The sequence below is a fragment of the Nocardia ninae NBRC 108245 genome (genome assembly GCF_007990755.1).
In the GTDB taxonomy this organism is placed as follows: Bacteria; Actinomycetota; Actinomycetes; order Mycobacteriales; family Mycobacteriaceae; genus Nocardia; species Nocardia ninae.
Genome location: NZ_BJXA01000140.1, coordinates 1 through 13,085, shown reverse-complemented (window position 1 = coordinate 13,085; position 13,085 = coordinate 1). Strand labels below are relative to the sequence as shown.

The 13,085-nt window shown below is 67.0% G+C and carries 13 protein-coding genes; 1 reads left to right on the top strand and 12 read right to left on the bottom strand.

Annotated features, from left to right (window positions below; genetic code table 11):
- Nucleotides 1-222: 222 nt before the first annotated feature.
- From lpqB to ahcY, 5 genes are all read right to left on the bottom strand, one after another.
- Complete coding sequence (gene lpqB, locus NN4_RS43385) at nucleotides 223-2,040, bottom strand: MtrAB system accessory lipoprotein LpqB (protein WP_371865852.1); 1,818 nt, start codon at nucleotides 2,038-2,040, stop codon at nucleotides 223-225.
- Between the two features lie 98 nt (nucleotides 2,041-2,138).
- Nucleotides 2,139-3,911: an MtrAB system histidine kinase MtrB gene (gene mtrB, locus NN4_RS43380; protein ID WP_147143974.1), complete on the bottom strand. Its 1,773-nt coding sequence runs from the start codon at nucleotides 3,909-3,911 to the stop codon at nucleotides 2,139-2,141.
- 70 nt (nucleotides 3,912-3,981) lie between these two features.
- On the bottom strand, nucleotides 3,982-4,659 hold the full coding sequence (mtrA, locus tag NN4_RS43375; protein ID WP_069163595.1) for an MtrAB system response regulator MtrA: 678 nt from the start codon (nucleotides 4,657-4,659) through the stop codon (nucleotides 3,982-3,984).
- A gap of 78 nt (nucleotides 4,660-4,737) precedes the next feature.
- Nucleotides 4,738-5,385, bottom strand: coding sequence for a dTMP kinase (locus tag NN4_RS43370; RefSeq protein WP_147143971.1), 648 nt, complete (start codon nucleotides 5,383-5,385; stop codon nucleotides 4,738-4,740).
- A 125-nt stretch (nucleotides 5,386-5,510) separates the two neighbouring features.
- The gene (gene ahcY / locus NN4_RS43365; protein ID WP_147143968.1) at nucleotides 5,511-6,995 is read right to left on the bottom strand and encodes an adenosylhomocysteinase; all 1,485 of its coding nucleotides are present in this window, start codon (nucleotides 6,993-6,995) and stop codon (nucleotides 5,511-5,513) included.
- Nucleotides 6,996-7,096: 101 nt separating this feature from the next.
- On the opposite strand from ahcY, the gene NN4_RS43360 reads away from it, so the two are divergent.
- Nucleotides 7,097-8,143, top strand: coding sequence for a glycerophosphodiester phosphodiesterase (locus NN4_RS43360; RefSeq protein WP_147143965.1), 1,047 nt, complete (start codon nucleotides 7,097-7,099; stop codon nucleotides 8,141-8,143).
- A 19-nt stretch (nucleotides 8,144-8,162) separates the two neighbouring features.
- On the opposite strand, the gene NN4_RS43355 is transcribed toward NN4_RS43360, so the two are convergent.
- From NN4_RS43355 to NN4_RS43325, 7 genes are all read right to left on the bottom strand, one after another.
- Nucleotides 8,163-9,443: an alkane 1-monooxygenase gene (locus tag NN4_RS43355; protein ID WP_147143962.1), complete on the bottom strand. Its 1,281-nt coding sequence runs from the start codon at nucleotides 9,441-9,443 to the stop codon at nucleotides 8,163-8,165.
- A 193-nt stretch (nucleotides 9,444-9,636) separates the two neighbouring features.
- On the bottom strand, nucleotides 9,637-10,257 hold the full coding sequence (locus NN4_RS43350) for a TetR/AcrR family transcriptional regulator (RefSeq protein WP_147143959.1): 621 nt from the start codon (nucleotides 10,255-10,257) through the stop codon (nucleotides 9,637-9,639).
- Between the two features lie 40 nt (nucleotides 10,258-10,297).
- Entirely contained in the window at nucleotides 10,298-10,480 is a 183-nt protein-coding gene (locus tag NN4_RS43345; protein WP_135233038.1) for a rubredoxin, read from the bottom strand.
- The gene (locus NN4_RS43340; protein ID WP_147143955.1) at nucleotides 10,477-10,650 is read right to left on the bottom strand and encodes a rubredoxin; all 174 of its coding nucleotides are present in this window, start codon (nucleotides 10,648-10,650) and stop codon (nucleotides 10,477-10,479) included. The genes NN4_RS43345 and NN4_RS43340 overlap by 4 nt, the downstream gene beginning before the upstream one ends.
- Complete coding sequence (locus NN4_RS43335; protein WP_147143952.1) at nucleotides 10,647-11,897, bottom strand: alkane 1-monooxygenase; 1,251 nt, start codon at nucleotides 11,895-11,897, stop codon at nucleotides 10,647-10,649. The genes NN4_RS43340 and NN4_RS43335 overlap by 4 nt, the downstream gene beginning before the upstream one ends.
- A 183-nt stretch (nucleotides 11,898-12,080) precedes the next feature.
- Complete coding sequence (locus NN4_RS43330) at nucleotides 12,081-12,599, bottom strand: NUDIX hydrolase (protein WP_147143949.1); 519 nt, start codon at nucleotides 12,597-12,599, stop codon at nucleotides 12,081-12,083.
- On the bottom strand, nucleotides 12,596-13,085 hold a 490-nt coding region (locus NN4_RS43325; protein WP_186818911.1), incomplete at its 5' end, for a nitroreductase family protein. The genes NN4_RS43325 and NN4_RS43330, both read right to left, overlap by 4 nt.

The window sequence follows — 13,085 nt, the reverse complement described above, 5'->3', positions numbered from 1 at the left end:
GCCCGCACAGTCGGCGCACCAGCCGACCCCCGCCGCCCGGCAGCCCGCGCACGAGGCGGGCAGGATCAGATCCAACAGGGTCCGCATCGACCGAGTGTGCGCCTGCCCACCGACAAGCGACCGTCTCCGCGGAGCCGGCCGCTACCGCATTCCCGTTGCCAGGGAACTGTTTACGCGTGCGCTGTCCGGGGGAATCGGTACGGATGGCTCCGCAGAAATCCGTCAGCCCGGCAGCACCGGCACGGCGTTCGCCCCCAGCCCTGGCACCTCGCGCCAGTAGGGTTCGCCACCGTCCGGATTGCTGGTCAGCTCCAGCACCGCGCGGGAATCGGCGGCGTACTGGTGCTCCGGCGAGGCACTCACCTGCCGCACCGGCGCCGTGAGGTTGCGGCTGGTCTGCGGCATCGGCTGTGAACCGTCGATCGACACGGTGCCCACCGGGTCGACATTGCCTTCTCGGGAGATGATCAACCGGTCGTTGCCGAACCAGGACAGCGACACGGCGTTCGCACTCGCGTTGACGCCCACCGGCAGCGGCGACGCCAAGGCGTATCCGCCGCCTGGCTTCGGAACCACCACCGCCACATAGACTTTGCCGTCCGCGATCAGCGCGGCCCGCACGCCGGTCCGGGAGAGCCGCAGCTCGGTGATGGGCGGCCGGAAATTCGACCCGGAGCTCGAGGTGGTGAGCGCGGAGGTATCGACATCCTGGACCGAGACGGTGTTGGTGGTCCGATCGTTGACGGCCCGGATCACCCGCTCGCCGTCGATGACGGCCCACGCGGCGGTGCCGTCGACATTCCAGGACGGCCGGGTGATCGTCGCACCCGCGGCGACCGGAATGGCGTTGCCGCCGTAGGTGCCGATCATCAGGGTGCGCGGCAGTTCCGGCGGGGGCCGTCCGGTGTCTGCCACCCCGGCGACGAGCTGACCGTCCGGCGAGAGCGACGCGGAAAGCAGGTTGTTCACGGCACCGAAGTAACCCGGCGCGGGGGTGATGACGGCGTTGTTCTCCGGCACCTGCACCAGCGCGCCACCGCGCAGCGCGTGCAGGCCGACCTGGTTGTTCCCCACAGTCGGCTGGCTGTACTGCTGGACATCGGCGGTCGACCAGCCGCTGCCGGTGAACCGGTCATCGAACGGTTTACCGTCGGCGAGCAGCACATACGGGCCGAGAATGTCCGCGCCCGCCAGGGTGAGAACCACCTGCGCGGCAAGCAACTCACGATCGCGCGGGTTGAGCGCGGACGCGCCGGCGAAGTCGATCTTCACGCCGCCGATCCCGACCCCGACCTCGTCCGGATCTCCATTGGCCTTGGTGATGGGGCCGCGCAAGGTGATCGGCGCGGCCAGTTCGTTGCGCAGCACCGGGGCGAGCGCGGGCTGGGTGCCCTCGCCGAGCATGGCGAGCAGCCGCTGGGTCAACTGCGCCTTCGGCACCGACACCCAGCGCAGATCGGGCACCACCACGCTGCTCGTCGGATCGACGAAGTAGAGCACGTAGCGCCGATACGACTTGCCGAACGCGATGGAGTCCATCACCACGCCGTCGGGCAGCTCGTCGATGCGCCACTCGTCGTTGACCTTCGTCATCTCGATCTTGTGTTCCAGCGGCGGGTCCGCCGAGGCGCGGTACGCGCCGTTGGTCTCCAGCTCGGCGACCTTGCGCGCCCGGATGCGATAGGTCGCTTTGTCACCGGTTCGCGACTCGCGCAAGGTGTCCGGCTTCTCCACGATCGTGGTGCCCGCCGCGTCGTCCCAGTGCGCGGCGGCCGACGGGGTCATGTACTGGCGGGCCGCCAGGTGCCGATTGGTCGGGTCGGCGGTAGCCAGCAGAAAGTCACGCAGCAGCAGATCGGGGTCGCGCCCGGCGACGGGCGGCGGCGGGCCCTCGGAGGTGGGCTCCCGGTCGATGGTGCCCAGCGCCTGCGGCGCCGAGGACTCCGGCAGGCTGGCACACCCGGAGAGCACGACCAAGGCCGCAAGGGCCGCCGCGGCGCACGCGAACAGCCGCCGCGTCCTCGCGGAACCGACACGCATTGCCATGAAACCCCTTCCCCCGGGACCGAGCGCTTCCGTCGTCGGGGGTGTGTATCGGAAGGCTCGCGCCGAGCGCGCACCGTGCGGGTAACGCCGAGTCATGACGGTACGTCCCCCGGTTCATGCGCCGGGTCGGTCCCCGCCGCTGACGGTGCCGCAGGCGGGGTCGACCCGTTTCCGGTGGCCGCCGCCGATGTCGCACCGGACACCGGATTCGGTTCCGGCGCAGGCGAAGCCGGGACGGCCTCCAGCTCGACCTGCCGCACGACGGCCTGCTTGCGCACCGGCTCCAGCGGCAGCGGGCTGACCCCGAGCTTCTTGCCGCGCACCAGCGGCAGGGTCAACCGGAAGCTCGCGCCGACGCCGACCTCGCCCCAGGCCTCCAGCCTGCCTTCGTGCAGGTTCGCGTCCTCCACGCTGATCGAGAGCCCGAGCCCGGTGCCGCCGGAGCGGCGCATGCGCGAGGGATCCGAGCGCCAGAACCGGTTGAAGACCAGCTTTTCCTCGCCCGGCCGCAGCCCGACGCCCTGGTCGCGCACCACCACCGAGACCGCGTTGGCGTCGACGTCGCCGCGCATCCTGATCAGCACCGGCTTGCCCTCGCTGTGGTCGATCGCGTTGGCCAGCAGGTTGCGCAGCACCCGCTCGACCCGGCGCGGATCCACCTCGGCGACCAATGGTTCCTCGGGCAGATCGATGACCACCTCGACGCCGGCGTCCTTGGCCAGGTGCCGCACCGTGGAGATCGCCGCCCGCGCGCACATCCGCACGTCCAGCGACTCGACCTGGAGTTCGGCGACGCCCGCGTCGTGGCGGCTGATCTCGAGCAGGTCGTTGAGCAGGCCCTCGAACCGGTCCAGCTCGTTGACCAGCAGCTCCGCGCTGCGGGCCAGCGCCGGATCGAGATCGTCGCTGCTGCCGTGGATCAGATCCGCGGCCATCCGCACGGTGGTCAACGGGGTGCGCAGCTCGTGGCTGACGTCGGAGGTGAAGCGGCGCTGCAGGTTTCCGAACTCCTCCAGCTGGGTGATCTGGTTGGACAGGCTCTCGGCCATCTCGTTGAAGGCCTGCGCCAGCCGCGCCATGTCGTCCTCGCCGCGCACCAGCATGCGTTCCTTGAGCCTGCCGTCGGCGAAGCGACCGGCGATGCGCGCCGCCGAACGGATCGGCAGCACCACCTGCCTGGTCACCAGCGCCGTGATGGCGGCGAGCAAGACGAGCAGCACGATGCCGCCGATCAGCATGGTGCCGCGGATCAGCGACAGGCTGCGTGCCTCGGTGGCCAGCGGGAAGATGAGATAGATCTCCAGCGTGGGGATTTCGGTGCTCGGGCTGCCGATGATCAGCGCGGGGCCGCGATAGCCGCTGGCGTCCGAGACCGTGCTGAACTGACGGCTGACCTGGCCGCGGCGCACGAAGTTGCGCAGCTCGGCGGGCACGTCCTGGATCGGGCCAGCGGCGACCTCCTGCTGGCCGCTGTCCACCATCACCAGCGCCACGTCGTAGCTGCCCGCGACCCCGGTCTGCGGGCTACCGTCGCTGGAGAGCGCGTTGCGCGCCTCGACGAGCCGATTGAGCTGGGTACCGGTGTCGTGCGTACCGACCAGCTGGCTGTGCGCCGCGTTGCGGGCGCGGACCATCTCCTCGACCGCCGCGTTGATCTTGGTGTCCAGCATCCGGTTGGTGATCTGATCGGTCAGCACCACACCGAGGATGGTGATCACGATCAGCGACAGGGTGATCGTCGAGACCGCGACCCGCAGTTGCAACGACCGCTGCCAGAGATGGCCGAGCACCGTCCCCAGCTCGGTGAATCTGGCTCCTACCGCTGCCAGTCGCCGCTCCAGTTTGTTGCTGGAGCGATCGATCACGACCGAGCCTCGTCGGCGCTCGATGCCTCCGTCCGCACGAACGCTGCCATCACTCGCTCAACGCGACGGATCACGGCGGTCCGGCCTTGTAGCCGACGCCGCGGACGGTCAGCACGATCTCCGGGTTCTCCGGATCCTTCTCGACCTTGGCGCGCAGCCGCTGCACATGCACGTTGACCAGCCGGGTATCGGCGGCATGCCGGTAGCCCCAGACCTGCTCGAGCAGCACCTCGCGGGTGAACACCTGACGCGGCTTACGGGCAAGCGCGACAAGCAGATCGAACTCGAGCGGCGTCAGCGAGATCTGCGCACCGCCGCGAGTCACCTTGTGCGCGGGCACATCGATCACGATGTCGGCGATCGACAACAGCTCGGCCGGCTCGTCCTCGGTGCGCCGCAACCGGGCACGCACCCTGGCGACGAGTTCCTTCGGCTTGAACGGCTTGACGATGTAATCGTCGGCACCGGACTCCAGACCGAGCACCACGTCGACCGTGTCGGTCTTCGCGGTGAGCATCACGATCGGGACTCCGGAATCGGCCCGCAACACACGGCATACATCGATGCCGTTCATGCCGGGCAGCATCAGGTCCAGCAACACCAGATCGGGGCGGATCTCGCGAACCGCCGCCAGGGCCTGTGTGCCGTCGCCGACCACATGCGGGTCGAACCCTTCCCCGCGCAAGACGATCGTGAGCATCTCAGCGAGCGCCATATCGTCGTCGACGACCAGAATCTTCGGCTTCATAATTACTATGGTGTCATCTCCCAGGCCAGGATCGGGCTGCCACGCCAACACTGGTGTGAACCCGCCGCACATCTAACCCTAGCGGGTAATCAAATCCGCCAATCGCGCAGCCAATGTGGCTGGATCGTCACCTGATCGGAATATCCACCACGGCCCATACCAGTTGTGTTGAGCCAGCTCACGGTACACCGCGAGGGTTCGCTGCTGAAGTTGTCCGTCCCGTTCATAAGCGTCCAGCGCCCGGCTGTGGTCGAGCTCACCGCGCTTGCGCGCCCGTTCGGCCGCGAGTTCGGGCGAAACGTCCAGCAACACCTGCACCGCGGGCGTCGGCAGTGCGAACCGCTCGTACTCCAATTCGCCTATCCAGCCGACGATTTTGCCGTCGGCCTGCTCGTCGAGCCGGGCCGCGTTGTAGGCGGCGTTGGAGGCGACGTACCGGTCGAGCAGCACGATGTCGTTGTCCGCCAACAACTTCGTCAGTTCGTCGCGCGCCTGCGCCCGGTCCAGCGCGAACAGCAGCGCCATCGCGTTGACCGACGCCGCGAGGTCACCGTGCGCGCCATGCAGCGCCTCCGCCGCCAGATCGGCGTGCACCGAACGGCCGTAGCGCGGAAACGCCAGCGAGTCGATTCGCAGTCCGGCGTCCCGCAATTGGGTCGTGACGGCCTCGGTCAGCGTCCGCTTGCCTGCACCGTCGAGCCCCTCGATGACAATCAGCTCGCCCATGGCAGGCAGGGTACCGAGGGTGCACCGCGGGTCGCGCCGCGGCCGGAGAAACGCGAAGGCCGCCGGATCCCGTGGATCCGGCGGCCTGCTGTCAGCTCATGTCATCGCGCCCGAGGCATCGAGACTCAGTAGCGGTAGTGCTCCGGCTTGAACGGTCCATCGACGTCCACGCCGATGTACTCGGCCTGATCCTTGGTGAGCTTGGTCAGCTCGCCGCCGAGCGCCTCCACGTGGATCTTCGCGACCTTCTCGTCGAGGTGCTTGGGCAGGCGGTAGACCTCGTTGTCGTACTCGTCCGGCTTGGTCCACAGTTCGATCTGCGCGATCACCTGGTTGGAGAAGCTGTTGGACATGACGAACGACGGGTGGCCGGTGGCGTTGCCCAGGTTCAGCAGACGGCCCTCGGACAGCACGATGATCGACTTGCCGGAGTCCTTGAACGTCCACTCGTCGACCTGCGGCTTGATGTTGATCCTGGTCGCGCCGGAGCGCTCCAGTGCCGCCATATCGATCTCGTTGTCGAAGTGACCGATATTGCCGAGGATCGAGTGATCCTTCATCGCCTTCATGTGCTCGAGGGTGATGATGTCCTTGTTGCCGGTCGAGGTGATGACGATGTCGGCGTCGCCGATCGCCTTCTCCACGGTGACCACGTCGTAGCCGTCCATCAGCGCCTGCAGCGCGTTGATCGGGTCGATCTCGGTGACCTGCACCCGGGCGCCCTGTCCGGCAAGCGATTCCGCACAGCCCTTGCCGACGTCGCCGTAGCCACAGATCAGCACCTTCTTGCCGCCGATGAGCACATCGGTGCCGCGGTTGATGCCGTCGATCAGCGAGTGGCGGGTGCCGTACTTGTTGTCGAACTTCGACTTGGTGACCGAGTCGTTGACGTTGATCGCCGGGAACACCAGCTCGCCCGCGGCGGCGAACTGGTACAGCCGCAGCACGCCGGTGGTGGTCTCCTCGGTGACGCCCTGCACCGAATCGGCGATGGCGCTCCACTTGCCCTTGTCGGTCTCGAAGCGCTCGCGCAGCAGGTTGAGGAACACCTTGTACTCGGCGGAGTGGTTCTCGTCCTCCGGCGGCACCACGCCGGCCTTCTCGAACTGCGCGCCGCGCAGCACGAGCATGGTGGCGTCACCACCGTCGTCGAGGATCATGTTGGCCGGCTCGTCCGGCCAGGTGAGCATCTGCTCGGCGGCCCACCAGTACTCCTCCAGGCTCTCGCCCTTCCAGGCGAAGACCGGGGTGCCCTTGGGCTCGTCGATGGTGCCGTGCGGGCCGATCACGACGGCGGCCGCCGCGTGGTCCTGGGTGGAGAAGATGTTGCACGAGGCCCAGCGCACCTGCGCGCCCAGCGCGACCAAGGTCTCGATCAGCACCGCGGTCTGCACGGTCATGTGCAGCGACCCGGAGATGCGCGCACCCTGCAGCGGTAGCACCTCGGCGTACTCGCGGCGCAGCGCCATCAGGCCGGGCATCTCGTGTTCGGCCAGCCGGATCTCCTTGCGGCCGAATTCGGCCAGCCCGAGATCGGCCACCTTGAAGTCGATGCCGTTGCGCACATCGGCGGTGAGCTCGGTTCGCGCGGGAAGTTCTGAGGTCGTCATAGCCTCTATCTGCCTCTCCTGGTAAGTCGGTACCAACACGCAAGGTTAGTCGCTGGCGCGGCGGGTGGGTACACCGTACTCACCCTTGCTAGCTTGGCGCGATGCCGAACCTTCGCGCCATCGTCACGACCGCGGTCGCCGGGTCGCTCGTCCTCGGTCTGAGCACCGCGTGCGACAGCTCAGCGGACTCGTCACCGGCTACCGCGCCGCGAACAGTAGAGCTGCAGGCGCACCGCGGCGGACGCGGGCTGACCGTCGAGGAATCGCTGCCGGGCTTCAGCAAGGCGATCGAACTGGGCGTCAGCACGCTGGAGCTCGACATCGTGCTCACCAAGGACAAGATGCCGATGATCTGGCACGACCCGACGGTGCTCGCGACCAAGTGCGCGGACACCGCACCCGTCACGCCGGACGATCCGCAGTTCCCTTACGTGGGCAAGCTGGTGCACGACCTGACCTACGCCCAGACCCAGACGCTGGACTGCGGCAAGACCCTCGCCGACTACCCGGACCAGCAGGGGCTGCCCGGCAACAAGATAGCGACGCTGCCCGCCCTGTTCGATCTGGTCAAGACCTACCGGGGCGCGCAGCTGCGCTACAACATCGAGACGAAGCTGGAGGCCGAGCACCCCGAGCAGTCGGCGACGCCGCAGGAGTTCGTGGACGTCATCCTCAGCACGGTCGCCGGGGCCGGTGAGACCGGCAACGTCGATATCCAGAGCTTCGACTGGCGCGCACTTCCGCTGGTACGCAAGGCGAATCCGGCGATCCCCTTGGTCGCGCTCTACGACGACACCACCTTCGTGGCCGGCTCGAAGTGGCTCGGCCCCATCCGCTACGAGGACTACGCGGGCGATCCGCTCGGCGCGGTGAAAGCCCTCGGCGCCAACACCGCCTCACCCGGTTACTCGGTCCCCTACGGCCGCAAGGCAGGTGAGCGCGGCTTCGGCCTGGTGGCCGATCGGGCCTATGTCGAGCGCGCCCACGAGCTGGATCTGCGGGTGATCCCGTGGACGGTGAACGACAAGGCCACGATCGCCGCGCAACTCGATACCGGCGTGGACGGTGTGATCACCGACTACCCCGACCGGATGCGGGAGGTGTTGCAGGAGAAGGGTTTACCCCTGCCTCCTGCCTACCACCGCTGAGCCGGGGTGAGCCGGTGACTCAAGCCGCGCCCGACTCCCGCACGTCGGACTCCGCCGGGTTCGCCTGCGCCGAACGGGATTGCTGCGTGACCGTCTGCGCCGACGCACCCTTGGCCGAATTCTCCTGGGTCGCAGCGGTCAGCGTGGCGACGGTGCCGTAGGTCTCCAGGATCCGGCGCCGCTTGCGCGGGTGGATATTGGCCTTGGTGACGTCGCCTTCGTAGTGCTCGAGCACGCGATGGTCCATCACCGCCCGCCACAGCGGCGGCACCACGGCGAACAGGATCATCGTCGCGTAACCGGCGGGCAACTGCGGCGCCTGCATCGAACTGCGCAGCGTCTGGTACCGACGGCCCGGATTGGCGTGGTGATCGCTGTGCCGCTGCAGATGGAACAGGAAGATGTTGGTGACCAGCCGGTCACTGTTCCAGCTGTCGCGCGGTGAGCAGCGCGCGTAGTTCCCGTTCGGCTTCTTAGCCCGCAGCAACCCGTAGTGCTCGATGAAGTTCACCGTCTCCAGCAGCGACGCGCCGATCACGGCCTGCAGGATCAGCCACGGCAGCACGCCGATACCGAAGAGCGCCATGAGGCTGCCGAACAGCACCACGCTCATCGACCAGGCCTGCAGGATGTGGTTGTGCACGCTGAACCAGCGCAGGCCCTTGCGCGCCAGCCGCACCCGCTCCAGCTCGATGGCCGAGCGGAAGCTGCCGAACACGCTGCGCGGCAGGAACTCCCACAGCGTCTCGCCGAGCCGGCCGCTGGCCGGATCCTCCGGCGTCGCCACCCGCACGTGGTGACCACGGTTGTGCTCCACGAAGAAATGTCCGTAGAACGATTGCGCCAGCGCGACTTTGGCCAGCCAGCGCTCCGCGTGCTCGACCCGGTGCCCGAGCTCGTGCGCGGCGTTGATGCCGATGCCGCTGACGAAGCCCAGCGTCGCGGCCAGGCCCAGCTTGTCGATGATGCTCAGCTCGTGCCCCGCCCACATGTAGCAGGCGATGAGCAGGCCGAGCAGCTGCACAGGAAGGAACAGATAGGTGCACCACCGGTAGTACCGGTCGTTGCTCAGCAACTCGTAATCCTCATCGCGCGGGTTGGTGCCGTCCTCGCCGACAACCCAGTCCAGGACCGGGATGACGATCAACACGATGATTGGACCGATCCACCAGAACACCCTTGCGCCCGTCTGCAACACGAGTTGCGAGGGCAGGAGTGCGCTCAGTGGAGCGATCAGCCCGAAAACCCATAAGTGTCGTTTGGGATCTGAAGATACCGCCGGTTTGCCAACCGTTTGCACGTTTGCCCCGCTAAATAGGAACCCTTACTCCGATGTACGAGAATAGTTCCAGACTGTACGGCTGTTTCGCAGACTTTGACGGTTGAAACGTGATGAGCGTTACAGGTATGGGGACTAGCTTTTAAGTGGGCTCACATGTAGTTGAAGCCCTGGCTTACTCAGCGCAAACGGACCGGGGTTCTTCAGGGGTGGATCAGTGCTCGATCCGGGCAGCCAGAATCGCTTCGACATACGGACTCAGCAACGCACTCAACTCCGCGGGCGCGTCTCGGCCGGGACCGGGCGGCGTCGGGATATAGCTCAGCGCGATGCGCACCAGCGCGTGCGCGATGATGTCCGACTCGGCCGCCGTGGCCGCCACCCAGCTGTGCTGGAAAGCCAGCGACAGCCGGCGGGTGGCTTGGTCCAGCAACGGGCCGGCGTCCAGCGTGATCAACCGCAGCAGATCCAATTTCACCTCGCCCGCGAGCAGCGACTGCACCAGCGGGTCGGCCGCGGCGTCGACGAAGAAATTGGTCATGCCCTCACGGAACGCCGCGCGGACATCACCGACATTGCCGGTGATGGCCGCGTCGACGTGGTCGACCAGATCGTCGGCCAGGCGCAGTGCGTAGGACTGCGCAAGGCCACTGCGCGAACCGAACTCGTTGTAGAGCGTCTGCCTGCTGACTCCGGCCTTGCCCGCCACGTCGCCGAGGGTGATCTTGGACCAATCCCGTTCGGTGAGTAGGTCGCGCATGGCATCGAGGACCGAGGCGCGCAGGAGTTCACGCGCCGCCTCCTGATAAGGGATGCGGGTTCCGGAGCGCGGCATACCGGCGACACTGTCACGGGCGGTTGCCGCAGTCAAAATCTCACGACCGTTCGATTTCGACCATGTAGAAGTCGGCCTTCGCCGCGCCGCAGTCCGGACAGGTCCAGTCGTCGGGGATATCGTCCCAGCGGGTACCCGCGACGATCCCGTCCTCCGGCCAGCCTTTGGCTTCGTCGTATTCGAAGCCGCATTGAATGCACTGGAACAGCTTGTAATCGTTCATCGGACGGCTCCTATCGGTTCGAAGTCGATCTTTTCCCGGACGCCGCAGTCCGGACAGCACCAGTCGTCGGGAATTTTTTCCCAGCTCGTTCCCGGCGGGAAACCTTCGTGTGGCGCGCCCTTTTCTTCGTCGTACACGTATTCACAGACCGGGCAGCGAAAGCGATTCATCCCCGCACCTCGCCGATCGCCGCACCGCCCTGGTAGCGGGCGAGCACTTTGTCCCGCTTGGCGGGGTGGATGTTCGCGAGTGTGATGTCGCCGTGATAGTGCGCGAGCACCCGCTTGTCCATCACCCGGCGCCACAGCGGCGGGAAGTAGGCGAGCAGGATCATGCTGGCGTACCCGCTCGGCAGGTTCGGCGCGCCGTCCCAGCTGCGCAGCGTCTGATAGCGCCGCGTCGGGTAGGCGTGATGGTCGCTGTGCCGCTGCAGGTGGTACAGGAAGATGTTGGTGACGATGTGGTCGCTGTTCCAGCTGTGCACCGGCGCGGGCCGTTCGTAGCGGCCGGACGCGGTGCGCTGACGGACCAGACCGTAGTGCTCCAGATAGTTCACCGCCTCCAGCAGGCTGAAACCGATCACCGCCTGCAGCACGAGATAGGGCAGCAGCTCGATCCCGAACACCGCGACCAGCGCCGCGTACAGCACCGCCGACATCAGCCAGGCGCTGAGCACCTCGTTCTTCAGGCTCCACGGTTTCTTGTCGAGCCGGGCCAGGCGGGCCTTCTCCAGCCGCAGCGACGAGGTCAGGCTGCCCCACACGGTGCGCGGCCAGAAGGCCCAGAAGGACTCGCCGATCCGGGAACTCGCCGGGTCCTCCGGCGTCGCGACGCGCACATGGTGGCCGCGATTGTGCTCGATATAGAAGTGCCCGTAGAAGGACTGGGCCAGCGCGATCCGGGACAGCCACCGCTCCAGGTGCACTTTCTTGTGACCCAGTTCGTGCGCGGTGTTGATGCCGATGCCGCCGAGCATGCCGACCGTGATCGCCAGGCCGATCTTGTCGACCAGGTGCAGACCGTTGTCGAAGCCGAGCCAGCTCACCTGATCGGCGCTGATCAGATAGCAGGCCATGACCAGTGACGCGTATTGGAACGGCAGATACAGGTAGGTGAGATACCGGTAGTACTTGTCGTGCTCCAGATACTCCATCACCTCGTCCGGCGGATTATCACCGTCGGGTCCGAAGAAGATGTCCGCCAACGGAATCAGCATGTACACCAGAATCGGGCCGAGCCAGAACGGTACCTGCGCCAGCGTGTGCCAGCCGATCGCGTTGAGGGCCAGGATTATCGGGATGCCGATCGTGAAAAGGCCGGTGGGAGCGAACAACCCCCACAGCCACATGTAGCGCTTGCGATCGCGCCAGTCCGGGGTTGCCACCGGTTGCGCAGACGTGTCGGCCTCTGTCGACATCGTTGTCTCCCATCCAAAAGCGGCACGTCACGTGTGACGTGCGTTACCTCTGAAATGGACGATAGAGATCGATTTGTCGTTTGTCTAGACAAATTCGCTGATTTGTAAAGCAGAATGATCGGCTCAGACACAAACACCCCGGTCGGAGCGATCTCCGGCCGGGGTGTTCGGTGTCGAGGGGAGTTACCGCAGCAGCACTTCGGCGTTCTCGGGCAGCGCGTCGACCGGCCACCAGCGCAGGTCGGTCGACTCCGCGCTGCGCACCGGGACGGCACCCGCGGGCGCGGTGATCCGGAACAGCAGATCGAGATGCCTGGTCGGCACGCCGAGCGAGCAGGTGATCGAATGTGCCTGCGCGCCATACAGTTCCGGTTCCATCCGCAGACCGCTGATGCCCGACTCCTCGGTGGCTTCGCGCAGCGCGGCATCGGCGACCGTGTCGTCGCCCTCCTCACAGTGCCCGCCGAGCTGGATCCAGGCCCCGACCCGCGGATGCAGGGTCAGCAGGACCTCGCGTTCGTCGTGCGAGAACACCACCGCCGACGCGGTGATGTGGCCCGGCACGTGCTCACGCAGACAACCACGCGGCGCCGAGCCGAGGAACGCGAGCATCGCGTGCCGCAGCGACTGGTCGTAATCCGCGCCGGGCGACCATTTTTCGAGCAACTCGATGGCCGAGGCGTGCAGGGAATCCGCGCTCACAGCTCGACCAGTCCGAAACCGGCGCCGGGCACCGGGCGCGGCCGGAGTTCCTCAAGCGGGTGGCCGATGGCGATGGCGCCCAACGGATTCCAGTCGTCCTCGAGTCCGAGGACCGCGCGGGTGATCTCCGGCGCGAAGATGGTGGAGCCGATCCAGCAGCTGCCCAGGCCCTCGGTAGCCAGCGCCACGAGCAGGCCCTGCACCGCCGCACCGACCGCGACGGTGAACATGGTGCGCTCGTCGGCGCGGCGCCGCTCGTCCGGATAGTCGTGCGCGCCGTCCGGCACGCAGAACGGGATGATCACCTCGGGGGCGTCGAAAAGGATTCGGCCGCGGGCGATTCGGCGCTCCACCCGATCGGGCGCCAGGCCGTCCGCGGTGAGATCGGCCCGCCACTTGTCGGCCATCGCCGTCAGCAATCGAGTCCGCAGCTCCGCGTCGCGGACCCACACGAAGCGCACCGGCCGGGTGTGGTGCGGCGCGGGC

What these genes read in the sequence shown, in the direction of transcription:
- NN4_RS43345 (WP_135233038.1), bottom strand. Translation starts at nt 10,480, where the DNA reads ATGAACGATTACAAGCTGTTCCAGTGCATTCAATGCGGCTTCGAATAC.
- NN4_RS43335 (WP_147143952.1), bottom strand. Translation starts at nt 11,897, where the DNA reads ATGTCGACAGAGGCCGACACGTCTGCGCAACCGGTGGCAACCCCGGAC.
- mtrA (WP_069163595.1), bottom strand. Translation starts at nt 4,659, where the DNA reads ATGAAGCCGAAGATTCTGGTCGTCGACGACGATATGGCGCTCGCTGAG.
- NN4_RS43340 (WP_147143955.1), bottom strand. Translation starts at nt 10,650, where the DNA reads ATGAATCGCTTTCGCTGCCCGGTCTGTGAATACGTGTACGACGAAGAA.
- ahcY (WP_147143968.1), bottom strand. Translation starts at nt 6,995, where the DNA reads ATGACGACCTCAGAACTTCCCGCGCGAACCGAGCTCACCGCCGATGTG.
- NN4_RS43370 (WP_147143971.1), bottom strand. Translation starts at nt 5,385, where the DNA reads ATGGGCGAGCTGATTGTCATCGAGGGGCTCGACGGTGCAGGCAAGCGG.
- NN4_RS43360 (WP_147143965.1), top strand. Translation starts at nt 7,097, where the DNA reads ATGCCGAACCTTCGCGCCATCGTCACGACCGCGGTCGCCGGGTCGCTC.
- NN4_RS43350 (WP_147143959.1), bottom strand. Translation starts at nt 10,257, where the DNA reads ATGCCGCGCTCCGGAACCCGCATCCCTTATCAGGAGGCGGCGCGTGAA.
- lpqB (WP_371865852.1), bottom strand. Translation starts at nt 2,040, where the DNA reads ATGCGTGTCGGTTCCGCGAGGACGCGGCGGCTGTTCGCGTGCGCCGCG.